Annotated in this window: 22 protein-coding genes; 9 read left to right on the top strand and 13 right to left on the bottom strand. The window is 67.5% G+C overall.

Translation table 11 applies throughout. From position 1 onward, the window contains the following. Positions 1–144: 144 nt before the first annotated feature. Positions 145–2,910, bottom strand: a complete 2,766-nt coding sequence (locus CMV14_RS01300; protein ID WP_066965504.1) for a bifunctional aconitate hydratase 2/2-methylisocitrate dehydratase — start codon at positions 2,908–2,910, stop codon at positions 145–147. A 223-nt stretch (positions 2,911–3,133) separates the two neighbouring features. Here CMV14_RS01300 and CMV14_RS01295 point away from each other — a divergent pair, with 223 nt between their 5' ends. After that, a complete protein-coding gene (locus tag CMV14_RS01295) occupies positions 3,134–3,625 on the top strand; it encodes a nucleoside 2-deoxyribosyltransferase (RefSeq protein ID WP_083215946.1) in 492 nt (163 codons plus the stop codon). A gap of 58 nt (positions 3,626–3,683) precedes the next feature. Then, positions 3,684–4,802 (top strand): sensor histidine kinase, encoded by a 1,119-nt coding sequence (locus tag CMV14_RS01290; protein ID WP_066965496.1) that lies wholly within the window; start codon positions 3,684–3,686, stop codon positions 4,800–4,802. Positions 4,803–4,805: 3 nt separating this feature from the next. Here the strand turns inward: CMV14_RS01290 and CMV14_RS01285 are convergent, their stop codons facing one another. Next, positions 4,806–5,609, bottom strand: a complete 804-nt coding sequence (locus tag CMV14_RS01285; protein ID WP_066965492.1) for an SIMPL domain-containing protein — start codon at positions 5,607–5,609, stop codon at positions 4,806–4,808. Positions 5,610–5,760: 151 nt separating this feature from the next. Here CMV14_RS01285 and CMV14_RS01280 point away from each other — a divergent pair, with 151 nt between their 5' ends. Next, a complete protein-coding gene (locus tag CMV14_RS01280) occupies positions 5,761–6,495 on the top strand; it encodes an SIMPL domain-containing protein (RefSeq protein WP_066965564.1) in 735 nt (244 codons plus the stop codon). Positions 6,496–6,516: 21 nt separating this feature from the next. Here CMV14_RS01280 and CMV14_RS01275 read toward each other — a convergent pair whose 3' ends face one another. The 5 genes from CMV14_RS01275 to CMV14_RS01255 form a co-directional block, all read right to left on the bottom strand. Next, a complete protein-coding gene (locus tag CMV14_RS01275; protein WP_066965489.1) occupies positions 6,517–7,797 on the bottom strand; it encodes a spinster family MFS transporter in 1,281 nt (426 codons plus the stop codon). A gap of 94 nt (positions 7,798–7,891) precedes the next feature. Continuing rightward, complete coding sequence (locus CMV14_RS01270; protein WP_066965486.1) at positions 7,892–10,306, bottom strand: TonB-dependent receptor; 2,415 nt, start codon at positions 10,304–10,306, stop codon at positions 7,892–7,894. A 145-nt stretch (positions 10,307–10,451) separates the two neighbouring features. Further along, positions 10,452–11,339, bottom strand: coding sequence for a phytanoyl-CoA dioxygenase family protein (locus tag CMV14_RS01265; protein WP_066965483.1), 888 nt, complete (start codon positions 11,337–11,339; stop codon positions 10,452–10,454). Positions 11,340–11,385: 46 nt separating this feature from the next. Further along, the gene (locus CMV14_RS01260; RefSeq protein ID WP_066965480.1) at positions 11,386–12,582 is read right to left on the bottom strand and encodes an amidohydrolase family protein; all 1,197 of its coding nucleotides are present in this window, start codon (positions 12,580–12,582) and stop codon (positions 11,386–11,388) included. Then, on the bottom strand, positions 12,579–13,055 hold the full coding sequence (locus CMV14_RS01255; RefSeq protein ID WP_066965477.1) for a nuclear transport factor 2 family protein: 477 nt from the start codon (positions 13,053–13,055) through the stop codon (positions 12,579–12,581). The genes CMV14_RS01260 and CMV14_RS01255 overlap by 4 nt, the downstream gene beginning before the upstream one ends. A 126-nt stretch (positions 13,056–13,181) precedes the next feature. Between CMV14_RS01255 and CMV14_RS01250 the strand changes: the two genes are divergently transcribed. Next, positions 13,182–13,886 (top strand): TetR/AcrR family transcriptional regulator, encoded by a 705-nt coding sequence (locus CMV14_RS01250; RefSeq protein WP_066965475.1) that lies wholly within the window; start codon positions 13,182–13,184, stop codon positions 13,884–13,886. A gap of 20 nt (positions 13,887–13,906) precedes the next feature. Here CMV14_RS01250 and CMV14_RS01245 read toward each other — a convergent pair whose 3' ends face one another. Beyond that, positions 13,907–14,644 carry a hypothetical protein gene (locus CMV14_RS01245; protein ID WP_066965474.1) on the bottom strand — a complete coding sequence of 246 codons (738 nt, stop codon included), beginning with the start codon at positions 14,642–14,644 and terminating at the stop codon, positions 13,907–13,909. A gap of 124 nt (positions 14,645–14,768) precedes the next feature. On the opposite strand from CMV14_RS01245, the gene recF reads away from it, so the two are divergent. The 3 genes from recF (at position 14,769) to CMV14_RS01230 (ending at position 18,950) form a co-directional block, all read left to right on the top strand. After that, positions 14,769–15,842 carry a DNA replication/repair protein RecF gene (gene recF / locus CMV14_RS01240; RefSeq protein ID WP_066965472.1) on the top strand — a complete coding sequence of 358 codons (1,074 nt, stop codon included), beginning with the start codon at positions 14,769–14,771 and terminating at the stop codon, positions 15,840–15,842. Positions 15,843–15,988: 146 nt separating this feature from the next. Further along, complete coding sequence (gene gyrB / locus CMV14_RS01235) at positions 15,989–18,469, top strand: DNA topoisomerase (ATP-hydrolyzing) subunit B (RefSeq protein WP_066965469.1); 2,481 nt, start codon at positions 15,989–15,991, stop codon at positions 18,467–18,469. A gap of 22 nt (positions 18,470–18,491) precedes the next feature. Beyond that, complete coding sequence (locus CMV14_RS01230) at positions 18,492–18,950, top strand: YaiI/YqxD family protein (protein WP_083215944.1); 459 nt, start codon at positions 18,492–18,494, stop codon at positions 18,948–18,950. A gap of 7 nt (positions 18,951–18,957) precedes the next feature. Here CMV14_RS01230 and CMV14_RS01225 read toward each other — a convergent pair whose 3' ends face one another. Then, a complete protein-coding gene (locus CMV14_RS01225; protein ID WP_238147155.1) occupies positions 18,958–19,479 on the bottom strand; it encodes an SRPBCC family protein in 522 nt (173 codons plus the stop codon). Between the two features lie 87 nt (positions 19,480–19,566). Between CMV14_RS01225 and CMV14_RS01220 the strand changes: the two genes are divergently transcribed. Together CMV14_RS01220 and CMV14_RS01215 are read left to right on the top strand one after the other, a co-directional pair. Further along, a complete protein-coding gene (locus CMV14_RS01220) occupies positions 19,567–19,923 on the top strand; it encodes a DUF6152 family protein (RefSeq protein ID WP_066965467.1) in 357 nt (118 codons plus the stop codon). Then, a complete protein-coding gene (locus CMV14_RS01215) occupies positions 19,923–20,393 on the top strand; it encodes a hypothetical protein (RefSeq protein ID WP_066965465.1) in 471 nt (156 codons plus the stop codon). The genes CMV14_RS01220 and CMV14_RS01215 overlap by 1 nt, the downstream gene beginning before the upstream one ends. 11 nt (positions 20,394–20,404) lie before the next feature. On the opposite strand, the gene CMV14_RS01210 is transcribed toward CMV14_RS01215, so the two are convergent. From CMV14_RS01210 to CMV14_RS01195, 4 genes are all read right to left on the bottom strand, one after another. Beyond that, positions 20,405–20,926: a DUF1993 domain-containing protein gene (locus CMV14_RS01210; RefSeq protein ID WP_238147153.1), complete on the bottom strand. Its 522-nt coding sequence runs from the start codon at positions 20,924–20,926 to the stop codon at positions 20,405–20,407. A gap of 130 nt (positions 20,927–21,056) precedes the next feature. Then, entirely contained in the window at positions 21,057–21,383 is a 327-nt protein-coding gene (locus tag CMV14_RS01205; protein WP_066965462.1) for a hypothetical protein, read from the bottom strand. Between the two features lie 25 nt (positions 21,384–21,408). Further along, positions 21,409–22,023 (bottom strand): NAD(P)H:quinone oxidoreductase, encoded by a 615-nt coding sequence (wrbA, locus tag CMV14_RS01200; RefSeq protein ID WP_066965460.1) that lies wholly within the window; start codon positions 22,021–22,023, stop codon positions 21,409–21,411. An 89-nt stretch (positions 22,024–22,112) separates the two neighbouring features. Continuing rightward, complete coding sequence (locus tag CMV14_RS01195) at positions 22,113–22,811, bottom strand: pirin family protein (RefSeq protein ID WP_066965554.1); 699 nt, start codon at positions 22,809–22,811, stop codon at positions 22,113–22,115. Positions 22,812–22,851 lie beyond the last annotated feature (40 nt).

The following is a 22,851-nucleotide window of genomic DNA, read 5'->3' as shown; positions in this document are numbered from 1 at the left end:
ACTTTGATCATGGGTCGCAGCCGCACCCCGGCCCCTCCCGCAAGCGGGAGGGGAGAAAAAAGGCCGGTCCGCAGAGCGCGGGCCGGCCTTTTTCGTAACAGCTATGGCCGAAGTCGGGCCGGACGCTGCCGGCCTGCTTTCGCTTTACGCCGCCTTGGGCGGCGCGAACTTGGTCAGGTCGATGCCATCGACAGCCGCCTTATACTCGTCGGCGCTGGGCGTGCGGCCCAGGATCGTCGACAGCACCACGACCGGGGTCGAGGCGAGCAGCGACTCGCCCTTCTTCTCGGCGGTGTCCTCGACGACGCGGCCCTGGAACAGGCGGGTGGAGGTGGCGAGGACGGTGTCGCCCTTCTTGGCCTTCTCCTGATTGCCCATGCACAGGTTGCAGCCCGGCCGCTCGAGATAGAGGATATTCTCATATTCGGTGCGGTTGGCCTGCTTCGGGTTCGCATCGTCGAACTCGAAGCCCGAATATTTCTGCAATATCTCCCAATCGCCCTCGGCCTTGAGCTCGTCGACGATGTTGTAGGTCGGCGGGGCAACGACGAGCGGCGCCTTGAACTCGACCTTGCCCTGGGCCGCTTCGACATTCTTGAGCATCTGGGCGAGGATCTTCATGTCGCCCTTGTGCACCATGCACGAGCCGATGAAGCCCAGATCGACCTTCTTGGCGCCGCCATAATAGGATACCGGGCGGATCGTGTCGTGGGTGTAGCGCTTCGACACGTCGGCGTTGTTGACGTCGGGGTCGGCGATCATCGGCTCGTCGATCACGTCGAGGTCGACGACGATCTCGGCGAAATATTGCGCATTGTCGTCGGGCTTGAGCGCCGGCTTCTCGCCCAGGCGGATCTCGGCGATGCGGGTGTCGGCCTTGGCGATCAGGTTCGCGAGGGTGCCGGCCGCATTGTCCATGCCCTTGTCGATCATGATCTGGATGCGCGCCTTGGCGATTTCCAGCGAGCCGATCAGCGTCTCGTCATCCGAGATGCAGATCGAGGCCTTGGCCTTCATTTCGGCCGTCCAATCGGTGAAGGTGAAGGCCTGGTCGGCGAGCAGCGTGCCGATATGGACTTCGATCACCCGGCCCTGGAAGACGTTGTCGCCGCCGGTCTGGGCCAGCATCTGCGCCTGCGTCGCATGGACGACGTCGCGGAAGTCCATCCAGGGTTTCATGGCGCCCTTGAAGGTGACCTTGACCGATTGCGGGATCGGCATGGTCGCTTCGCCCGTCGCCAGCGCCAGCGCCACGGTGCCCGAGTCCGCGCCGAAGGCGACACCCTTCGACATGCGGGTGTGGCTGTCGCCGCCGATGATGATTGCCCAGTCGTCCACGGTGATGTCGTTCAGCACCTTGTGGATGACGTCGGTCATCGCATGATAGACGCCCTTCGGGTCACGCGCGGTGATCAGGCCGAAATTGTTCATGAAGGACATGAGCTTCGGGATGTTCACCTGGGCCTTCTTGTCCCACACCGATGCGGTGTGGCAGCCCGACTGATAGGCGCCGTCGACCAGCGGCGAAATGACGGTGGCCGCCATCGCTTCCAGCTCCTGCGCGGTCATCAGGCCGGTGGTGTCCTGCGAGCCGACGATGTTCACCTTAACGCGGACGTCGGAGCCGGCGTGCAGCACCTTGCCCGGGGTGACGCCCACGGCATTGCGGTTGAAGATCTTCTCGACCGCGGTCAGGCCGACGCCCTCCGCGGTGATCTCCTTGTTCGGCGCATAGACCGGGGTCGGCTCGATGCCGAGGGTGCGCGCGGCGAAGGTCTGGAGCTTCTTGCCGAAGACGATGGCATAGGAGCTGCCCGCCTTCATGAATTCCATCTTCTGCGGGGTGAAGGCGGAAGCGACGTCGACCAGTTCGGTGCCGTCCTCGCTGCGCAGCTTCTTGTTCTTCACGTCGATCTTCAGGACGGTGCCGGTCTCGACCGAGAATTTCTCCTCGAGCACCGGATTGCCGTCATTGTTGATGATCGGATTGCCGTCCGGGCCGGTCTGCTTGGCCCAGTTCTTCAGGTTGATGCCGATGCCGCCGGTCACGTCGACGGTGGTGGCGAAGATCGGCGAGATGCCGTTGGTGCCGCCGACGACCGGCGCATAGTTGACGAAGGGGACATAGGGGCTCTGCTGCTTGCCGGTCCACAGCGCCACATTGTTGACGCCCGACATGCGCGACGAGCCCACGCCCATCGTGCCCTTCTCGGCGACCAGCATCACGCGCTTGTCGGGGTGCTGCGCCTTGAGCGCGACGATCGCCTGCTGGGCCTCGGGCGAGATCATGCACTGGCCGTGCAGTTCGCGGTCGGAGCGCGAATGCGCCTGGTTGCCGGGGGAGAGCAGGTCGGTCGAGATATCGCCTTCGCCGGCGACGAAGGTGACGACCTTGATCTCGTCCTCGACCTCGGGAAGCTTGGTGAAGAATTCCGCCTTGGCATAGCTTTCCAGCACATCCCTGGCGACGGCGTTGCCGGCATTGAAGGCTTCGCTCAGCCGGTGCATGTCGGCGTCGTAGAGGAAGACCTGGGTCTTCAGCACCTCGCCTGCCGCCTGCGCGATCGCAGGGGCATCGCCCAGCGCGATGTCGAGCAGCACCTCGACCGAGGGGCCGCCCTTCATGTGCGACAACAGCTCCAGCGCGAAGGCGGGGGTGATCTCGGGCACGGTCACGTCGCCCAGGATGATCTGCTTCAGGAAGCCCGCCTTGACGGCCGCGGCGCTCGTGGTGCCGGGCAGCGTGTTGTAGATGAAGAATTTGAGCGCGTCGGCGCGGTGCTCGTTGCCGGCTTCCTTGATGATGGCGATGATCTCGAAGATGAGGCCGCCATCGTCGATCGGTTTGGGCGAGAGCCCCTGAATTCTCCTGCTTTCGATTTCGGCGAGATAATCCAGGTAGACGCTCATAATGTTCCCACCCCTATGAAGTGCATGAAGCCCCGGCGCGACGCCACCGGCCGGCGTTGAATCCGGCCCTGGGCTGACGGGGGTTCCGGTACGCCAACCGGGCTGGACTGGCAAGGTGCTGCAATGCGGTAAAGACGCCGATCCGCGTGATGCGGGCGGCCTTTCCTACGGGCGCGGGCCGGCTTAAGCTTCGTCCCGGCGATCGGCGCCGGGGAGGCGGTGGATGAAACTCTATCTTGGCGGGCCGATGTTCGATCTGCCCAATGTCCGCTACAATCTGGCGCTGGCGGCGAAGATCCGCGCGCTCGGCTACGATGTCTACTGCCCGAACGAGAATGCCTCGATCAACGACAAGAGCCGCACCGACATCACCGGCGAGCGCATCTACCAGGCCGACATCGATGAGCTGATGACCGCCAACATCTTCCTGTGCCAGCTCTCCGAGGATTCGGGCACGGCGTGGGAGGCGGGCTATATGGATTGCCTGGCGCGGCATGTGGACCCGGCCAGATATCTGGGCGTGATCGGCCTCGCCACCGACATCCGCCTGTCGACCCTGCCCGATCCGGCCAAGGCCGACGTCGACAATCAGAGCTGGGCGCTCAACGCCTTCGTCGTCGGCGGCATCAAGACCTCGCTCGGCCTCTACACCAGCGAGGAGGCGCTGCTCGACCGCCTTGCCGGCCTGTTGCGCGGGGCGGGCCACCCGTATTAGCCCGGATCGACAGTCGCCGGCGCCGGACGGATATATTAGGGATTCGGGGGGAGTGTGCGTGCCGGAGCATGGCAGGGCCGATCGGGCGAACGCACGGGATGCGGCATCGCCGGTTTTTCCGTCGCTGGTCCGGCTGCTGCTCGACCAGCTCGACGAAGGCGTGCTGCTGCTCGACCGGGACGACCGCATCCGCCTGTGGAACCGGGCCTATCATGAAATGCTCGACATCCCCCGGGAGATGTTCGTCGACGGCGGCGTGATTGCGCCGCTGATCCGCCATCTCGCCGAGCGCGGCGATTACGGCCCCGGTGACCCGGCGGCGCTGGCCGATGGCATCGCCGCCGCCGTCCGCGCCCGCACGGCCGCCCAGGGCGAGCGCCAGATGGCCAATGGCAGCATCATCGCCGCGCAGTGGATTCCGCTCGATGGCGGCTGGTTCCTGTTCCGGTTGCGCGACGTGACCGGCGAGCGCAACGCATCCCGCTTCAAGGACGAGCTGATCGCCACGGTCAGCCACGAACTGCGCACCCCGCTGACCGTGATCAGCGGCGCCCTGGCGCTGCTGCGCGCCGGGACGGCGGCCGGCGAGGCGCATTCCGGCGAGCTGATCGAGGTCGCCCACAAGAATAGCGAGCGGCTCGCCCGGCTGGTCAACGACCTGCTCGACATCGACAAGCTCCAGTCGGGCGCACCCGATTTCCGGTTCGAGCCGAACGAGATGGGGGTGCTGCTCACCGCCGCGGTGGAACAGAACCGCCCCTATGCCGACGGGCTGGGCATCGCGCTCGCCCTGGAACTGCCCGACCGGCCCGTCACCGCCGAGGTGGACCGCGACCGGCTGCTCCAGGTAATGAGCAACCTGCTGTCCAACGCGGCGAAATTTTCGGTGGTGGGCAGCCGGGTGCGCGTCCGGCTGACGCCGGGCACCGCCGATCTGCGGATCAGCGTGATCGACAAGGGGCGCGGCATGTCGGAGGAATTCCGCCGCCGCCTGTTCACCCGCTTCGCGCAGGAGAACCGCTCGTCCGAACATGGCCAGATCGGCACCGGCCTCGGCCTTGCCATCTGCAAGAGCATTGTCGAGGGGCATGGCGGGCAGATCCATGTCGACACGCAGGAAGGCGTGGGGACGATCTTCCATGTCGACCTGCCGTTCCGGCAGAGCCCCGCCGGCTGACCCTCAGGCCGGCGCCAGCTCGAACAGCACCGTCACGTTGACAGTCATCTGCAGTTCGCCCGGCTGGATCGGCGCCGGAGGGGGCGGTGGGGCTGATGGCGCGCCCGCGATGCTGCCGCGTGCGAACATCACCGGCGGCGGTCCGTAGAAGCCGCCGCTCTCCGAGATCGAGAGGATGCGAATCACCTTCAGCCCGCCGGCGCGCGCGTAGAGATCGGCCCGGGCCCGCGCCTGCCCGATGGCCTGGGTGCGGGCCTGGTCCAGCGCGGGTTCGGGATTGTCCATCGTGAAGGAGGGGCCGTTGACCTGGTTGGCGCCAGCCGTGACCAGCGTGTCGATCACCCGCCCGAAATTCTTCAGGTCGCGCTGGCGGACGGCCACAGCATTGTTCGCGCGATAGCCGATGATCTTGGGAACCGCTGCGTCGGCCGCCGGGGGTGTATAAGGCTGGCCGCTATAGCGCGCGGCCAGGGCGGCATCGCGGTTCGGGTCCGAATAGACGGGCTCGACGGTCAGGTTGCTCGTCTGGATGTCGCGCTCGGCTATGCCCGCGCGGCGAAGCTGGGCGATCACCCTTTCCATCGCGGCGGAGTTCGCCGCGAGCGCGGCCGCAGCGGTGTTACCCTGCGTCGTCACCCCCGCGTTGAAGATCGCGAGATCGGGCGCCTGCAGCGACTTTCCCTCCACCGACACCGTCAGCACCGCATTGCCCGGAGCGACCACCGGCACCGGCGACAGGGCCTGGGCGGCGGCGCCCGATGGCGCCAAGGCCGCCCCGAGCAGCAATAGTAACGCTAAGCGCTTCATGGCCTTCCTCCGTCTTCGATGAACCGGCGGCACAATGAAATGCCGATCGCACCGATGGTTCCCGCGACCCTCGCCCCGCAAGGCCCGGTCAGCTTTCCTTCACCTCGGCTTCGCCAATCTCGCCGTCGATCGACCGCCTATGGAGATGCGAATGTCCGCGATCCGCCTGCCCCTCGCCACCGCCCTGCTGCTCATCCTCTCCGCCTGCGGCAGGGCGGGCCATGATCCGCGTGGCGTGCGCCCTGACGAAACGCTGCTTTCGGTGAGCGCCACCGGCCAGACCGAGACGCGCGCCGACCAGGCCCAGTTCCAGGCCGGCGTCAACAGCTGGAACGCCAGCGCCCGGGCGGCCAGTGCCGCCAACACCGCCAAGATCGCCGAGATCGTCCGCGCGCTCGAACGCGCCGGAATTCCCGAGCGTGATATTCAGACCCGTGCCGTTACCGTCCAGCGGGTCGACTGGGGCGATCACAAGGGTGAGTATCAGGCCAGCAACATCGTCAACGTCACCGTGCGGAACATTGCTGCGGCGGGGGAGGCGGTGACGGTGGTGACGAGCGCCGGCGCCAATATATTGGGCGGCCCCGATCTGCGGCTGGCCGATCCGGAAAAGGCGGCGAACATGGCCTATACCGCTGCCTATAAGGCGGCCCGCGCCCGCGCCGAGGCCTATGCGGACGCAGCCGGGATGAAAATCGCCCGCGTGCTCACGATCCGCGACGCGGGGGGAATGCAGGGCAATCATTATCTCCCCGGCGCCACGCCGCCACCAGTCGCCGTCGCGGTCGAGCAGTCGAACGCGGCCGCGTCGGTGGGGCGCTTCATGCCCGGCCAGACCCCCAGCGCTGTGTCCGTCCAGGTCGACTTCGCCCTCGCGCCGCGATGAGGCGCGGCGCGAGGCCAGGCCTTATCGCGCCCTGGCCGCCGCCTCGCGCCGCAGATGCCCCGCCGCCTTGAAGAAGAAGAAGACCGAGATCAGCTCCGCCGCCGTCGCTAGGCACAGCGCGTAGCGCAGCGAGGCGCCGGGCTGGGGCAGATGCGGCAACAGCGCGTCGCTGACCGCGCCGGTGACCGACGGGCCCAGGCCGATGCCGACGAGATTGATGGTGAGAATCAGCATCGCCGCCGTCAGGGCGCGCATCTGCGGCGGCACCAGCGACTGGGAGACCGCCGTCACCGGCGCGACATAGCAGGCGACCGCGATCGCCGGAATCACGCCGATCATCAGCGATATCTGCTGGGTGGGGGCAAGCAGCTGGGCGATCACGGTCGGCGCGGCGATCAGGCTGGCGATGCCGGGCACCAGCAGATAGCCGGCGGGATCGCGCCGCCCCCAGCGTTCGGAGAGCCAGCCGCCGGCCAGGATGCCGACCCCGCCGAACAGGCCGTTGAGCAGCGCGACATAGAGCGCCGCCTCGCCGATCGCCATGCCATGGACGCGGGTGTAGAAGGGCGCGGCCCAGCTCTGCATGGCGGCCTGGGCGAAGACATGGGTCGCGCCGCCGATCGAGAGGTAGCGGAACGCCTTGAGCCGCCACAGCAGCCGCATCGCCTCCCCCATCGAGGGTAGTGCGGCATTGGTCAGCCCGGGCGGATCGAGGCGGCCGCGCTTCGGTTCGTGCAGGGTCAGCAGCACGACCGGGGCGAGCAGCATCCCGGCGACGCCGACGATCAGGAAGGCCTGGCGCCAGCCGACATGGGTCGCCAGCCAGCCGCCGCTGGCGATGCCGATCATCGTCCCGATCGGAACCGCCAGCCCCCACAGCGCGATCGCCGAGGCGCGGCGTTCGGGCGGGAAATAATCGGAGATCATCGAATGGGTGCCGGGCACGCTGCCGGCCTCGCCCACCGCGACGCCGATCCTGAGCGTAAGCAGCGAGCCGAAGCCGGTGGCGAGGCTGGACAGCGCGGTCATCAGGCTCCAGGTCGCCAGTGCCCCGGCGATCATATATTTGCGCACCGCCCGGTCGGTGAGCCGCGCCAGCGGCAGCCCCATCAGTGTGTAGAACAGCGCGAAGCCGAGGCCGGTGAGCAGCCCCAGCTGGGTATCGCTCAGCCCCAGCTCGGCCTTGATCGGCACCTGCAGCACGGTGAGGATCGAGCGGTCGATATAGTTGAAGATGGCGACGATGAAGAACAGGAACAGCGCATAATAGCGGTTGTCCAGTCCGATGCGGGCAAGCTTCATGGCGGTGCCATCCTAACATGTTGCCGGACGCACGGATGCCGGGAAGCCCCCGGCGGGGGTCCCGGCATCCGCTTCGTCCTGGGGTCGCTTCGGATCAGAAGCGGCGTTCGAGCTGGATCATCACGGCGCGCGGCTCGTTGGCGATGGTCTCGGCCTCGCCATTGCCGCCCGGCGTGTCGATCGCCAGCGGCGCATAGTGGCGGTTGGTGAGGTTCCGGCCGATCACGGCGACCGACCATCTGTCGTCGATATCGGCCAGGCGGGCGCTGGCGTTGAAGGTGACATAGCCCTTCTGGAACGACGTCGGGTTCAGGTTGAGCCCGGCGAAATAGCTCGACGAACTGCGCGCGTCGATGTCGAACACCAGCTTCTTGGTGTCGCCCACCGGCTGGGTGAAGGTCGCGCCGCCCGTCAGGATCCATTCGGGCGAACGATAAACCGGCTTGCCCGACAGGTTCTGGATCTTCACCGTGGTGCTGCCCGGCGCGAACACGCAGCCCTGCGCCGTGGTCTGGCCGGCATAGCATTGCGCGTCGGAGAAGTTGACGAAACGGGCGCGGTTGTAATTGACCGAGCCGCGCAGCTGGAACGCGTTGGAAGCGCGGTAACGCCCTTCCAGCTCGACACCGCGCGAGCGGGTGTTGGCCGCGTTCTTGGTGGTGAAGCTCACCGCCACGGCGTCGAACGAGGTGAGCTGCAGGCCCTTATATTTATAGTCGAACGCGACAAGCGATCCGCTGAACCCGGTCGACGGGCTGGAGAATTTGACGCCGCCTTCGAAACCGCGCGCCTTTTCGGAATCGAAGGTGTCGCTCTGGATCGTCAGCGTCGAGGAGATGGTGCCCGGGTTGGAGAAGCCGCCCGACAGATAGCCGGTCTTGTAGGCACCGAACAGCATCAGGTTGCGATCGACATGCCAGCTGACCGTCGCTTCGGGGGAGACATTGTCCTCGGTGCGCTTGCCGGTCAGATGCTTGCCGACCGGGATGAAGGCGGCCACGCGCAGCGGGTGGATATAGATGCTGCTGAGATCGACCTTCTTGGTCTCCCGCGTGTAGCGCGCGCCGCCGGCGACCTCGAGATTGTCGAGCAGCTTCCAGTTGATCTGGGCGAAGGCCGAGACGGCGTGGCTCTTGTTGAGATATTTGAAGTCGGTCGCGTTGCGCTGGTTGGTCGCCGGATCGGCGGGCAGATAGGTCAGGTGGCCGCCGACATAGAAGTCGCGGTCATTATTCTCATAATAGCCGCCGGCGGCGAAGTTGACCGGCCCGTCGAAGCCGGAGACCGCGCGGAACTCCTGGTAGAAGCTGCGGTTGCGCTCCGCCGAATAGGACCAGAAGGGCGAGGTGGAGCTGGCGCCCTGGCTGCCGATCGTTCCGAAGCGGTAATAATAATAGCTGGTGACCGAGGTCAGCGTGATGTCGCTGAGCTTGTAGTTCATGGTCAGGATCGGCAGCAGCGTGTCGTTGTAGCTGTCGGGCACGGTCTTCGAGAAATCGAGCACGTCGAGCTGCTTCCACGGCTGCACGACATTCTGCGGGATATAGCCCTGCGGCCCGCGATTGTCGGCCCGGCAGTCGCCGAACGGGTCGGCGAAGCCCAGCGAGAAGGAGGTGGTCTGGCCCGCCGGGCAGCCCATATTCTCGAGCTGGCTGCTGGCGCCGTCGCCGCGATAGCGCGAGCCGAGCACCTTCAGCGTCGCATCGAAGCCGTTGCCGCCGTCATATTTCAGGGTCAGTCGGCCGGCGACCTTCTGCTCGGCGCCCAGCCGCTTCGGCGCGGCAGGGATGAACGGATCGCCGGCCGGGCCATAGGGATTGGCGATGCCGGGCGAGGTGTTCTTGAAATAGCCGTCCGAATTGCTCGCATAGATGGCGAGACGGGCGCCGAGCGTCTCGCTGAGCGGGCCGCTGATCGCCGCCTCGACCGAGGCCTGGCGCGCGCTGAACTCATAGGCGGGGCGGATATAGCCGGTCAGCGTGTCGGTCGGCCCGGCGCTCTTGACCGAGATCACGCCGCCCGGCGAGTTCTTGCCGAAGAACAGCGACTGCGGCCCCTTCAGCACGTCGACGCCGGCGAGATCGAAGATCGCGTCGCTGACGATGCGGCCGCGGCTGATCGGCATGCCGTCGATGTCGAACAGGATTGCCTGCTCCAGCGAGGCGTCGAGGTTCGAGGCGCTGACGCCGCGCATCGTCAGCGAGGCGCCGGCTCCGGAGAAACCCTTGTCGAAGCTGATGTTGGGTGCGAGCACCTTGAGGTCGGAGAAGCTGTTGACGCTGTAGCGGCGCAGCTCGCCCTGGCTGACCGCGGTGGCCGCGATCGGCACGTCCTGCAGGCGTTCCTCGCGGCGGCGGGCGGTGACGACGATGTCGGAGGTGTCGGCCGGGGCCGAGGCTTCCTCGGCGGCGGCGGGCGCCTGGCCCTCGGTCTGCGCCTGCAGCGGCGTGGCGAGCAGGGCGATCGGCAGCAGCGCGGCGCCGCTCTTGAGCAGGAACGATGGCTTCACAGGAGTCCCCTTCTGAAATGTGCTTGTCTCGGCTGCTCGCCCCCTTGGCGGCTGGCTCGTTTATGGCGGCTCCCCCCTAGCGGCTCCGCGGGCGGGCCACGGCCTAGCGATTTGCCTAGGCGAAAGCCGAAATATTTGGGCGTCGCTAGCCGGCGGCGGCGAATTCGGGGAAATTGCTGCCCCGGATCACCTCGCCCCTGGCCACGCCGGGCTCGCCGCCCTCGATGATCGCGCGCAGGTGCCGCGACGGATTGACGCGGGGCGTGTAGAGGATGTCGTCATACATCCAGCGGATCGCATAGCCGCGCCGCCGGCTGCTGGCGTTGTTGGCCGGGGCGCCATGCACCGCCATCGCATGATGGATCAGCACGTCGCCGGGTTCGAGGTCCCAGGAAAGGATGCGATGGCGGTCGCGATGCGCCTCGATGTCGGGCAGCTCCTCGACACCCGCTTCGAAGGCGTCGATCTCCGCCTGCTCCTCGGGCGTGAATTTCGACTTCACCCCGGTGAACGACTTGCGGTCGAGCCGCATCCCCCATTTGTGCGATCCGGCGACATATTCGAGCCCGCCATTGTCGAGCGTGGTCCGGTCGAGCGCCACCCACATCGAGCAGATCGCCTCGCCGGTGACGGGATAATAGGGGAAGTCCTGGTGCCAGGGGGTCTTCGTTCCCGGCAGCGCCTCCTTCACCAGCAGATAATCGTAGAACAGGCGGATGCGCTCCGACCCGACGGCGGCGGCGGTGAGTGGGCCGATCGGCGAATCGAGGATGAACCTCTCGAACGGATCGAAACGCTGCCACAGCGAGAAATCGCCCCAGAAGGCGCGCTTCGGCGCCGCATCGGCATCGTCGCCGGGTGCTGCGGCGGTCAGGTCCACGGCATATTCGCTGAGGTCGGCATAGGCCTGGTCGACGCCGTCGCGCAGCCTTTCGATCCAGGCGGGATCGACCACCCCGCGCAGGCAGGCGACACCGTCGCGCTCATAATCTTCGCGGGCCTCGGCCAGGGTCCTGGCGTCGGGAAGGGGCATGGGGAGTCCTTTCGGATGAAGGGAAGGGGCGGGGTTCGGTCCGGCGTCAGTCCGGCAGCAGCAGCGCGCCGTTGGTGACGAAGAAGCGCTCGATCGCGTCGCGCCCGAGCCGGGCAATCCGTTCTTCCATGACCCGCTTGCTGTCCTGCCCGCCCTCGAGATGGGGAAAGTCGCTGCCATAGGCATAGACCGGCGCGAGATGCGGGTTGCGTTCGATCTGTTCGTCCACCGGTTCGAAATGATAGGGCGTCACCCGTACGCTGCGCGCCAGATATTCGGACGGCTTCAGCTTCAGCACGTCGGTCAGCCGCCTGTCGAACTGGGTGCACCACATGTCGAGCGCGTCGGCGAACGGCGCCACCCAGTGCGACCCGCATTCGATCACCCCGAAGCGCAGCCGCGGGAAGCGCTCGAACACCCCGCCCAGGATCATCGCGCCGAGAAAGGCCTCCACCGCGAAATGGAGGGTAGAGGCGCGGAACGGCTCGACCGGGAATTCGAGCGAGCTCTTGGCGCCGTAGGAGAAGAGCGGGACATCCGAATACCAGGCCGGGCTGGCGAAGGCGAACTCGGTGCCGAGATGGAGCAGCACCGGCACGTCGCTGGCCTGGGCGAGATCCCAGAAGGGGTCGAGCGCGGCATGGGCCGGCGACAGCCCGGCGGGGGGTACGGTGGGGATCCAGAGACCCCGCAGGCCGCCGGCGATGGCACGCTTCGCCTGGGCCAGGAGATCGTCCACCGAATCGCCCCGGACCACCGCGACGGGCCGCATCCGGCTGCCGTCCACGCTTTTCACCAGATCGATCGCCCAGTCATTATAGCCGTCGATCGCGGCCTGGCCGGCTTCCCTGGCGTCGACCTTGGCGGGATCGAAGCCGAACACCTGCGCGGCGGCGGGGTTGTGATACAGGTTCAGCCCGATCAGCGCGAAGGTCGGGAAGACGAACTGGCGCTTCACCCCCATCATGTCCATCACCGCCGGGCGGCGGCGGAGGTCGATCGCGGAAGGGGTGTCGGCGCCCTTGCGGTTCCAGACGCTGTCATAGTCGATCGGTGCGTCGTCGGCCTTGATGTCGTCGCGCACCGTGGCGTTGGCGCCCGCCCGGCTGATCAGCCCACCGGCGAGCGGCGCCACCAGATCGGCCGCGCGCTGGCCGAACATGTCGGCCCACATGTGCATCGGCACCATCTCATGGCTGTCGAGGTCCATGATGTCCGCGATCGGGTCGGCGATGGTGGTCATGCGGTTTCTCCGGCGTGGATATAGTCGCCCTGCGCGTGGAGCATCGACCAGAGGCGCTCGGTGAACAGCCAGCGACCGCCGATCCTGGCGAAGCGGTCGCGATAGAGGCCGACCGCGGTGCGGCCGGTGCCGTTGGGCGAGGTGATGATCTCGTAGCTGTAGGTCCGCCCTTCGGCGCTGGTGCCGGTGGCGTCTATGTCGATCCGGCCCGGCATGAAGGAGACGAAGGCGAAGCTGAGCTGGCCCATGCCGCGCTTCCAGCCCGCCATAACCGCATCGCGGTCGACGCCGTCGAGGTCGGGCATCCCCTCCACGCCCCAGCGGCCGTCCTCGGCCCAGAGCGAGGCGAGCATGTCGGCGTCGCGGGTGCAGCAGGCGTCGGCGTAGCGCTCGATCAGTTCGCGGATGGCGATCTGGTCCGCGATCGTGCCGCCGCCGCGAAACGGCGCCGCCGATGATGGCGCAGCGTTCATCCTGTCGTTCCCCTCCAGAAACTTTAACGCGTTAAGCTTTTGATGGGGTATGCCGGTGGCGTAGCAGGGGAAAGCTGTCCTAAGTCATAGGCGGCGCCGGCAGGCAGCGGCGCCAGAAGCCGGGGCATGACGGTGATGTCGAAGCGCGAACTCTCCCGCCAGGATCGGCGGCGACGGATATTGGAGGCGGCCCGCCATCTGGTCGAGCAGCAGGGGGCCGCCGGCCTCTCGATGCGGGCGCTGGCAGCAAGCGTGGGGATCAGCGCGGTGACCGCCTATGCGATCTTCGGTTCGAAGGCGGGGATATTGCGCGCGATCGTCGAGGAGGACCGGGCCCGCTTCGCGGTGATGATGGACCGGGCCGGCGTTGGCCATGGCATCGACAGCATCTTCCGCCTGCTGACCCTCGCCTGCGACCTCTATCGCGACAAGGAGAGCTTCTACCGCGCGGTCTTCCAGCAATATTTCTCGGCCGGGGGGGTGGAGATCCGAGAGATCCTCGATCCCGGCCGCCACCGGCTGTGGCACGGCATCGTCAGCGGCATGGCCGATGAAGGCCTGTTCGCGATCCCGGTCGATCCGCATCTGCTGACCAGCCAGCTGGAGAATATCTTCCTCGCCGCGCATATGCGCTGGTGCCTGCGCGGCACGGGGGTCGATCTTCTCGAACAGGAGATCGGCCTGGGCTTCGCGATGCTGGTCAAGGCGATCGCGATTCCCGAACACCAGGCCTATCTGGGGAGCCTGATCGAGCGCTTCGGCGATCGGCTGCTGGCATCGGCTGCCGCCCTACCCGTCGAGGGGCCGGGCCCGCCGGCCGGGCAGGGCTGATCGCTTCCCGGTGCGGGGCGCTATTGGGGGCCGGGGCCCTTCTCCATCGACAGCTTCATCGCCGCGACCAGCTGGTCGACCGACTGGGGACGGGTGGGGAGCCGGAAATAGGCGGCGGGAAAGGCGGCCTTGCCCGCGAGGTTGAGCCGGAAGCGCCCGCCGACGTCGATCGGCGTACCGAGCGCGAAGATGGTGCGGGTCTCCGCGATCAGTTCGGCGGCGCCGGCCCCGATCAGCGGCGCGGCGGGCACGATCGCCGCGTTCATGAACGCCTCCAGCGCGGCGCCGACCGGCTTGAGATCGGGATCGGCGCTGATCAGATAGTCGGTCGCCTTTTCGGGCTTCGCGCTGTCGAGGCCGCGGACATGATAGACCCGCCCCTCGCGCCCGCCCGCGCTCCCCGCCTCGCCCGGCTCGATCTTCAGCTCGGCCCTGGGCGTCTTGTCCGCCGCCATGTCGAACAGCCCCTTGAAGATCGGCGGCAGCACCCGGTCCATCGCGGTCGCGACATCGTTGAGTCGGGCGACGGTGGGCTTTCCGCCCTCGATATCGACGATGTAGAATTCGCCGCCGATCAGCAGGCCATAATCCTCGTTGCCGACCTCGGCGATCCGCGCGTCGCCATTGTCGTAAACGTCGATCTGGAGCTGCTTGGCCTTGGCCACGTCGATATAGACGGCACGCAGCCCGGCGGCGGCGGGGTTCGCTGCCAGCAGCATCGCCGCACCTGTGATCAAGAGGCCCAGAATACGGCGCATCGTTATCTCCCGTCATCCCGGTGAAAGCCGGGATCTCACTGCCTTGTGACCTTAAGGCCCGTAAAACGGAAGAGAAGGGAGATTCCAGCTTTCGCTGGAATGACGAGGTGGGCAAGAAGCCCTGATGACCGTCACCCGCCTGATGCTGACCGATTTCCGCAGCTATGCCTCGGCGGTGATCGAGACGGGGCCCGGCTTCGTCGTGCTGACCGGCGAGAATGGGGCGGGCAAGACCAACATCCTGGAAGCCGTGTCGATGCTGGGGCCGGGGCGCGGCCTGCGCGGTGCCTCGCTGGCGGAGATGGCGCGCAGCGGCGGGCCGGGCGGTTTCGCGGTGGCGGCCGAACTGGCGGGCGACATCCGCCTCGGAACCGGCACGACGCCGCAGGCGCCCGAGCGCCGTCAGGTGCGCATCAACGGCGCGGCGGCATCGGCCGCGTCGCTTGGCGAATGGCTGTCGCTGCTGTGGCTGACCCCGGCGATGGACCGGCTGTTCACCGAGGGCGCCGAGGCGCGGCGCCGCTTCCTCGACCGGCTGGTGCTGGCGATCGAGCCGGGCCATGCCCATCATGTCAGCCGCTATGACGCCGCGATGCGCGCACGCAACAAGCTGCTCGCGGCCGAGGGGCCGCCCGATCTCGCCTGGCTCGACGCGCTGGAGGCCCAGCTGGGCCAGCATGGGGCCGCGATCGCCGAGGCCCGCGCCCGTACCGTGATCGCGCTGGCGCAGCGCATCGCCGCCGAGCCCGACGCCCCCTTCGCCCGCGCGCATCTCGCGATCGAGGGCTGGCTGCCGGGCGCCCGCCCGCTGGCCGACGAACTGCGCCAGGGCCGCCCGCGCGACATCGCCGCCGGGCGCACCCTCGCGGGGCCGCACCGCCAGGACCTCGCCGTCACCCATGCGGCCAAGGCGCAGCCGGCCGCGCGCGCCTCGACCGGCGAGCAGAAGGCGCTGCTGCTCGGCATCGTCCTCGCCCATGCCGATCTCGTCGCCGAGCGGCGCGGCACCCGGCCGCTGCTGCTGATGGACGAGGTGGCGGCGCATCTCGACCCGGTCCGCCGGGCGGCGCTGTTCGAGCGGCTGGGGCGGAGCGGCGGCCAGATCTGGCTGACGGGCACCGAACGCGCGCTGTTCGACGGGATCGGCGAGGCGAGCTGGCTGGCGGTCAGGGGCGGGGTCGTCGAACCCACCCGATAGCATCACCCCGGCGGAGGCCGGGGTCGCAGGAGGTGGTGCGGGCACCTCGCCGCAAGAGCCGGTAACGGCCCCGGCCTCCGCCGGGGCGACAATGATTCGGGCCAGATTTTTTTGGCATTTCGGACAGCCGCCGCTATAGGCTGGGCATGACGAACGAAACCGACAATACCCCCAACCAGAACAGCTATGGCGCCGAGTCGATCAAGGTCCTCAAGGGCCTCGATGCGGTGCGCAAGCGCCCCGGCATGTACATCGGCGACACCGACGACGGATCGGGCCTCCACCATATGGTGTTCGAGGTGTCGGACAACGCCATCGACGAGGCGCTGGCAGGGCATTGCGACCGGATCGTCATCACCCTGAACCCCGACGGATCGGTCTCGGTCGAGGATAATGGCCGCGGCATTCCCACCGGCATCCACCCCGAGGAGGGCGTGTCGGCGGCCGAGGTGATCATGACCCAGCTCCACGCGGGCGGGAAGTTCGACAACACCAACGATGCGAATGCCTATAAGGTGTCGGGCGGCCTGCACGGGGTCGGCGTGTCGGTGGTCAACGCGCTGTCGGACGTGCTGGACCTCACCATCTGGCGCGACGGGCAGGAGCATTACATGCAGTTCCGCCGGGGCGACGCGGTCGCCCCGCTCAAGGTCGTCGGTCCCGCGCCGGCGGGCAAGAAGGGCACCAAGGTCACCTTTCTGCCCTCGGCCGAGACCTTCAAGATCACCGAGTTCGACTTCGAGAAGCTCGAGCATCGCTATCGCGAGCTGGCCTTCCTCAACTCGGGCGTCCGCCTGTTCCTGGCCGACGAGCGCCACGCCGAGCGCAAGGAGATCGAGCTGTTCTATGAAGGGGGGATCGCCGCCTTCGTGAAATATCTCGATCGCACCAAGGTGCCGCTGATGCCCGATCCGGTCGCGATCATGGGCCAGCGCGACGATGTCGGCATCGATGTCGCGCTGGAGTGGAACGACAGCTATTATGAGCAGGTCCTCTGCTTCACCAACAATATCCCGCAGCGCGACGGCGGCACCCACCTCGCCGCCTTCCGCGCGGCGCTGACCCGCACGCTCAACAATTATGCCGACAAGTCGGGCATGATGAAGCGCGAGAAGGTGACGCTGACCGGCGACGACATGCGCGAGGGGCTGACCGCGATCGTCTCGGTCAAGCTGCCCGATCCCAAATTCTCGTCGCAGACCAAGGACAAGCTCGTTTCGTCGGAAGTCCGCCAGCCGCTCGAAAGCCTGATGGCCGACAAGCTGGCCGAATGGCTGGAGGAGAATCCGGGCCACGCCCGCTCGATCATCCAGAAGGTCATCGACGCCGCCGCCGCGCGCGAGGCCGCGCGCAAGGCGCGCGAGGCAAGCCGCAAGACGGTAATGGGCATCGCCTCGCTGCCCGGCAAGCTGGCCGACTGCCAGGAGCGCGACCCCAGCAAATGCGAGCTCTACCTGGTCGAGGGTGACTCGGCCGGTGGCTCGGCCAAGCAGGGCCGCGACCGCGTCTATCAGGCGATCCTGCCGCTCAAGGGCAAGATCCTCAACGTCGAGCGCGCCCGCTTCGACCGGATGCTGTCGTCGAAGGAAGTCGGCACGCTGATCCAGGCGATCGGCACCGGCATCGGCCGCGACGACTTCAACCTCGAAAAGCTGCGCTACCACAAGATCGTCATCATGACCGACGCCGACGTCGACGGCGCGCATATCCGGACCCTGCTGCTCACCTTCTTCTACCGGCACATGAAGCCGATCATCGAGGGCGGGCATCTCTACATCGCCCAGCCGCCGCTCTATAAGGTCGCGAAGGGCCGGTCCGAGGTCTATCTGAAGGATGATGCCGCGCTCGACGAATATCTCGTCACCGGCGGCCTTGCAGCGAAGATGCTGGAGACCCCCGGCGGCGCCCGCTCCGGCGACGATCTGCGCGTCCTGGTCGAGCATGCCCGGCGGATGAAGGCGCTGATGAACTTCGTTCCCAAGCGCTACGATCCGGTGATCGTCGAGGCGCTGGCGCTGACCGGCGCGCTCGATCCGGCGGCCGGCGACGAGGGCCATCGCGCCTCCGCGCAGGCGGTCGCCCAGTGGATGGGCCGGATCGATCCGGAGGCGGCCTGGTCGGGCGACCTGTCGGAGGATGGCGGCTATCATCTCCGGCGGTTGTGGCGCGGCGTGACCGATCATCACATCATCGATCCGGGCTTCATCCGCTCGGCCGAGGCGCGCAAGCTCCACGCGCTCGCTGCCGAGCAGGCCGAGAGCTATCGCCAGACCGCGCGGCTGGTGGCGCTGAAGAGCGCCGCCGCGGCGCCGGCCGAAGACGAGGACGAGCCTGCGGCCGACACCCGCGGTACCGCGATCAACCAGCCGTCCGAGCTGCTCGCGGCGATCCTCGCGGCGGGCCGCAAGGGCATGTCGGTGCAGCGCTACAAGGGCCTTGGCGAGATGAACGCGGAGCAGCTGTGGGAGACCACGCTGGACCCCGCCAACCGCTCGATGCTCAAGGTCGAGGTCGCGCAGGCCGATGTCGCCGACGAGATCTTCACCCGGCTGATGGGCGACGTGGTCGAACCGCGCCGCGAGTTCATCCAGGAGAATGCGCTGAGCGTGGCGAACCTCGACGTGTGATCCCATCGTCGCGACGGCCGACATGATCCGCATCCTTGTCGACGCCGATGCCTGCCCGGTGAAGGAGGAGATCTACAAGGTCGCCTGGCGCCATGAGGTGCCGGTCACCCTGGTTTCCAACCAGCATCTGCGCATTCCCGCCCATCCGCTGCTCGACAGGGTCGTGGTCGGTGCGGGCTTCGACGCCGCCGACGACTGGATCGCCGAGGCGAGCGGCCCGGCGACCATCGTCGTCACCGCCGACATATTGCTGGCGGATCGCTGCCTGAAGGCGGGCGCGGCGGTGATCAGCCCGGCGGGCAAGCCGTTCACCGCCAACTCCATCGGCTCGGCCGTGGCGACACGGGCGATCATGGCCGATCTGCGCGCCGGCGCGGTGGGCGAGGGCATCGGCGGCCCGGCGCCCTTCTCCAAGGCCGATCGGTCGCGCTTCCTGTCGGCGCTCGACGAGGCGCTGGTACGGAGGAAGCGGGGGCGTTGAGCCCTTCCTATTTCTTCTCCACGAAGGCCTTCAGCCGTGCCGTCTGACCGGCCATCACGCCATCGACTATCGGCGCCAGCGCCTGGAAGCCGCCGGGAACATGGCCGCCGACCGCATAGCTCTGGGTCAGTTCGGTGCCCGCTTCGACCGGTTTCAGTTCCCAGCTCAGCGCACCCGAAACCCCCATCGTCAGGAACGGGCCGAGTTCGGCGCGCAGCCGAACGGCTTTGTTGGGGAGGATGAAGACGACCTCGCCATGTTTTGCTTCGCCCCCGGCCTTCGGCATCTTCTCGCAGAAGCAGCCGCCCGCCCTGGGCTCCAGCGTCATGTTGGCGGCGTCGCCCGACCAGCTATGTTCGGAAACCCACCAGCGGCCCGGCGTCAGCAGCGCGGCATAGACCCTTTCGGGCGGGGCGGCGATCGTCACCACCTGGCGCACCGCCAATCCGTTTGTATCGGCCACCTTCACTTCCGCCTGTGCCGGCATCACGGGCAGCAGTGCCGCCAGTGCGATCATCGTTCGCCTCATCCCCATCTCCTTCGATTGGCCCGCCCGCATCCTATGCCGTCCCGGCCCGTTGATGCTAGACTGGCCCGACATCGAAGGAGACCGCCGATGAAGCGACTCGCGCTGAGCGTCCTGCTCCTCTCCCTGCCCGCCGCCGTGCCGGCCCATCATGGCTGGGCCTGGACGACGGGCAAGAATATCGAGATCGCCGGCCGGGTGGTCGAAGCGAAGCTCGGCAATCCGCACGGCGTGGTGATCCTCGACGTGCAGGGCGCGCGCTGGACGGTCGAGGTCGGCCAGCCCTGGCGCAACGAGCGTGCCGGCCTCAAGGACCGCGATTTCGCGGCCGGCGTCCGGCTGCGTATCGCGGGCGAGCCATCAGCCGATCCCAAGGCAAGGCTGATCAAGGCCGAACGCATCTTCATCGGCGATCGCCGCTTCGATCTCTATCCCGAGCGCGACTGATGGAGGAGTGGACGGCCGCGCTCGCCGCGACCGATCTGGCCCAATATCTGCGGCACGGGCGCTGGTCCTATGCGGCGGTCAACGCGCTCCATATCCTCGGGATTGGCCTGCTGGTCGGCGCGGTGGCGGCGCTCGACCTGCGACTGCTGGGCGCGTGGCGGGCGATTCCCCTCGTCCATCTCAGCCGGCCGCTGGTGCCGGTGGCGGGCGCCGGGCTGGCGCTGGCCATGGCGACCGGCCTCGCGCTGTTCGCGGTGCGGGCGCCCGACTATGCGGCGATGCCCCTGTTCGCCGCGAAGCTGGCACTGATCGCGGCGGGCACGCTGTCGGCGATCGGCCACCACCTGCGCAATGGCCGGCTGCTCGACCGGGCTTCGCCGGCCGCGCTCCGCCTGGCCGGGGCCACATCCCTGCTCTGCTGGGCGGGGGCGCTGTCGCTGGGCCGGCTGCTGGCGTTCAGCGGCGACTGACGGCGGCTGCTTTATTCGAAGCGAACCATGTCCAGCGGGCCCAGATAGTCGAGCTTGCCGATCGGGGCGCCCCGGTGGCGCAGGATCCCGTAGGCGGTAACGATGTGGAAGAAGAAGTTCGGTAGGCCGAAGTCGCGCAGATAGCTGGCCCCGGTGAAGCGGATCTCGGCCTTGGGCAGGGTGACGACCACCGGCTCCGCCTCGCGTCCGTCGATCGCTGCGGGCGCCAGGCTGTCGAGATAGGCGATGGTCCGGTCGATGCGGTCGCGCAGTTCGGCGACGCTCTTCTCCTCATCGGCCATGGAGGGTGCGGTTCCGCCCGACAGGCGGCTGGCCAGGAAACGCGCGGCATCGCTGGCGGACTGGACCTGGCGGATGAGGCTGAACATGTCGGGGGCGAGTCTGGCGCCCAGCCAGTCGGCTTCGGCCACCCCTTCCGCCTGGAAATGCGCGGCGGCCTTGTCGAGGATGGCGCCCAGATTGACCAGTGCCCGGCGTACCGGTGGGATCGCGGCTTCGTACAGGCTGGTCACGGTCTCTGCTCTCCTTCGCATGGTGCGCGGGAGGGCGGATAGCAAACCGCCCGCCCCCCTGAAAGGAGGACGGGCGGGACGCTGCGAGCGGGGGGCTGAATACCCGCAGCGGATGACTTTTCAGAACCGGTCAGCGGGCGAGCATCGCCACCGCCGAAAGCTGGCCGGGATGGAAGCCGAACTCGATCAGGCGGCGCTTGAGCTCGGAAAGCTCGGCGCCGTCGCGCAGCGTGCAGACGAACCGCCGCAATGTCTCGAGCCGCGGGTCGGCGAGGGGGAGCTTGGGCCGGAACCCGCTCACCCCGCCGAACAGCCGGGCGAGCCGGCTGCGTTTGCCCGCGCCGCAGCCCATCTCGCCCGCCTCGCGGATCGCGAGGCTGACGACCTTCCATTCGAGCGCCGAGAGCGGCGGGACCTGGGTCTTGGTATCGGCTCGAACATCACTGGCGGCGGTCATCGCTTCCTCCTGAATTAACGCTTGTTTACGATTCGCGGACGAGCTTCGCTGTGATCTCCGCCACATGGCGCCCCTGAAATTTTGCGCCCTCGATTTCCGTTGCGGAAGGCTGGCGCGATCCGTCGCCGTCGGCGATCGTCGTGGCGCCATAGGGTGCGCCGCCCTTGACCTCGTCGACACCCATCTGGCCCGCGAAGCTGTAGGGCAGGCCGACGATGGTCATGCCGAAGTGCAGCAGGTTGGTGATGATCGAGAAGAGCGTCGTCTCCTGCCCGCCATGCTGGGTCGCCGAGGAGGTGAAGGCCGCGCCGACCTTGCCGTTCAGCGCGCCCTTAGCCCACAGGCCCCCGGCGCCGTCGAGGAAGGCCGCCATCTGGCTGGACATGCGCCCAAAGCGGGTGCCGGTGCCGACGATGATCGCGTCATAATCCTCCAGCTCGGCGACGGTGGCGACCGGCGCCTTCTGGTCGAGCTTGAAATGATTCTTCTGGGCGATCTCCAGCGGCACCGTCTCCGGCACGCGCTTGACGTCCACCTGGGCGCCGGCCTCACGCGCGCCGTCGGCGATGGCGTCGGCCATCGTCTCGATATGGCCATAGGTGGAATAATAGAGGACGAGGATCCTGGGGGTCTTGGACATGATGGTTGCTCCGAAAAGGGGGTGGTTGCTTGTCACAGGTCCTTTCCCGTCACCCCAGCGATGGCCGGCATGACGGGAAAGGGTTGGGGTTACGCTACGTCGACCAGCACGATCTCGGCATCGTCGAGGGCGGTGATCGTCACTTCGTCGAGGTCGGCGATGGCAACGCCATCGCGCGGTTCGGCGGCGACGCCGTTGACCTCGATCCGGCCCTGGGTCGCGACCAGATAGGCCTTGCGGTCGCGGCCGATCGCATGGATCGCGCTCTCGCCGGCCTTCAGGGTAGCGCCCAGCACCCGGGCATCGGCCCGGATCGGCAGCGCTTCCTCGTCGCCGGCGATCCCGCTCGCCAGGGTCACGAACTGGCCGGCGCGCTCGCCCTTGGGGAAGGGGCGGGTGCCCCAGCCGGGCTTCTCGCCCTGGCGATCGGGGATGATCCAGATCTGGAAGAGGGTGGTGGGAACATCCTCCTCATTCTTCTCCGAATGGACGATCCCGGTGCCGGCCGACATCACCTGGACGTCGCCTGCCTCGGTGCGGCCGGCATTGCCCAGGCTGTCGCGATGGCTGATCGCGCCGGTGCGGACATAGGTGATGATCTCCATGTCGTTGTGCGGATGCGGGGCGAAGCCGGTGTGCGGGGCGATGGTGTCGTCGTTCCAGACGCGCAGGGCGCCCCAGTGGACCCGCTTCGGATCGCGATAGCCGCCGAAGGAGAAATGATGGCTCGCGTCGAGCCAGCCATGGTCGGCATGGCCGAGCGAGGCAAAAGGACGGACTTCGATCATCTGCTGCACTCCTCTTTGCCGCATGAGCGGCTGTTGGGAG

The sequence above is a fragment of the Rhizorhabdus dicambivorans genome (assembly GCF_002355275.1).
Classification (GTDB): domain Bacteria; phylum Pseudomonadota; class Alphaproteobacteria; order Sphingomonadales; family Sphingomonadaceae; genus Rhizorhabdus; species Rhizorhabdus dicambivorans.
Note: the sequence above shows the minus strand (reverse complement) of the source record. Positions and strands in the feature narration are given on the sequence as shown.

Coding starts and splice junctions, on each gene's coding strand:
- CMV14_RS01300 (WP_066965504.1), bottom strand. CDS start 2,910: ATGAGCGTCTACCTGGATTATCTCGCCGAAATCGAAAGCAGGAGAATT.
- CMV14_RS01295 (WP_083215946.1), top strand. CDS start 3,134: ATGAAACTCTATCTTGGCGGGCCGATGTTCGATCTGCCCAATGTCCGC.
- CMV14_RS01285 (WP_066965492.1), bottom strand. CDS start 5,609: ATGAAGCGCTTAGCGTTACTATTGCTGCTCGGGGCGGCCTTGGCGCCA.
- CMV14_RS01280 (WP_066965564.1), top strand. CDS start 5,761: ATGTCCGCGATCCGCCTGCCCCTCGCCACCGCCCTGCTGCTCATCCTC.
- CMV14_RS01275 (WP_066965489.1), bottom strand. CDS start 7,797: ATGAAGCTTGCCCGCATCGGACTGGACAACCGCTATTATGCGCTGTTC.
- CMV14_RS01265 (WP_066965483.1), bottom strand. CDS start 11,339: ATGCCCCTTCCCGACGCCAGGACCCTGGCCGAGGCCCGCGAAGATTAT.
- CMV14_RS01260 (WP_066965480.1), bottom strand. CDS start 12,582: ATGACCACCATCGCCGACCCGATCGCGGACATCATGGACCTCGACAGC.
- CMV14_RS01255 (WP_066965477.1), bottom strand. CDS start 13,055: ATGAACGCTGCGCCATCATCGGCGGCGCCGTTTCGCGGCGGCGGCACG.
- CMV14_RS01250 (WP_066965475.1), top strand. CDS start 13,182: ATGACGGTGATGTCGAAGCGCGAACTCTCCCGCCAGGATCGGCGGCGA.
- CMV14_RS01245 (WP_066965474.1), bottom strand. CDS start 14,644: ATGCGCCGTATTCTGGGCCTCTTGATCACAGGTGCGGCGATGCTGCTG.
- recF (WP_066965472.1), top strand. CDS start 14,769: ATGACCGTCACCCGCCTGATGCTGACCGATTTCCGCAGCTATGCCTCG.
- gyrB (WP_066965469.1), top strand. CDS start 15,989: ATGACGAACGAAACCGACAATACCCCCAACCAGAACAGCTATGGCGCC.
- CMV14_RS01230 (WP_083215944.1), top strand. CDS start 18,492: ATGATCCGCATCCTTGTCGACGCCGATGCCTGCCCGGTGAAGGAGGAG.
- CMV14_RS01225 (WP_238147155.1), bottom strand. CDS start 19,479: ATGAGGCGAACGATGATCGCACTGGCGGCACTGCTGCCCGTGATGCCG.
- CMV14_RS01220 (WP_066965467.1), top strand. CDS start 19,567: ATGAAGCGACTCGCGCTGAGCGTCCTGCTCCTCTCCCTGCCCGCCGCC.
- CMV14_RS01215 (WP_066965465.1), top strand. CDS start 19,923: ATGGAGGAGTGGACGGCCGCGCTCGCCGCGACCGATCTGGCCCAATAT.
- CMV14_RS01205 (WP_066965462.1), bottom strand. CDS start 21,383: ATGACCGCCGCCAGTGATGTTCGAGCCGATACCAAGACCCAGGTCCCG.
- wrbA (WP_066965460.1), bottom strand. CDS start 22,023: ATGTCCAAGACCCCCAGGATCCTCGTCCTCTATTATTCCACCTATGGC.
- CMV14_RS01195 (WP_066965554.1), bottom strand. CDS start 22,811: ATGATCGAAGTCCGTCCTTTTGCCTCGCTCGGCCATGCCGACCATGGC.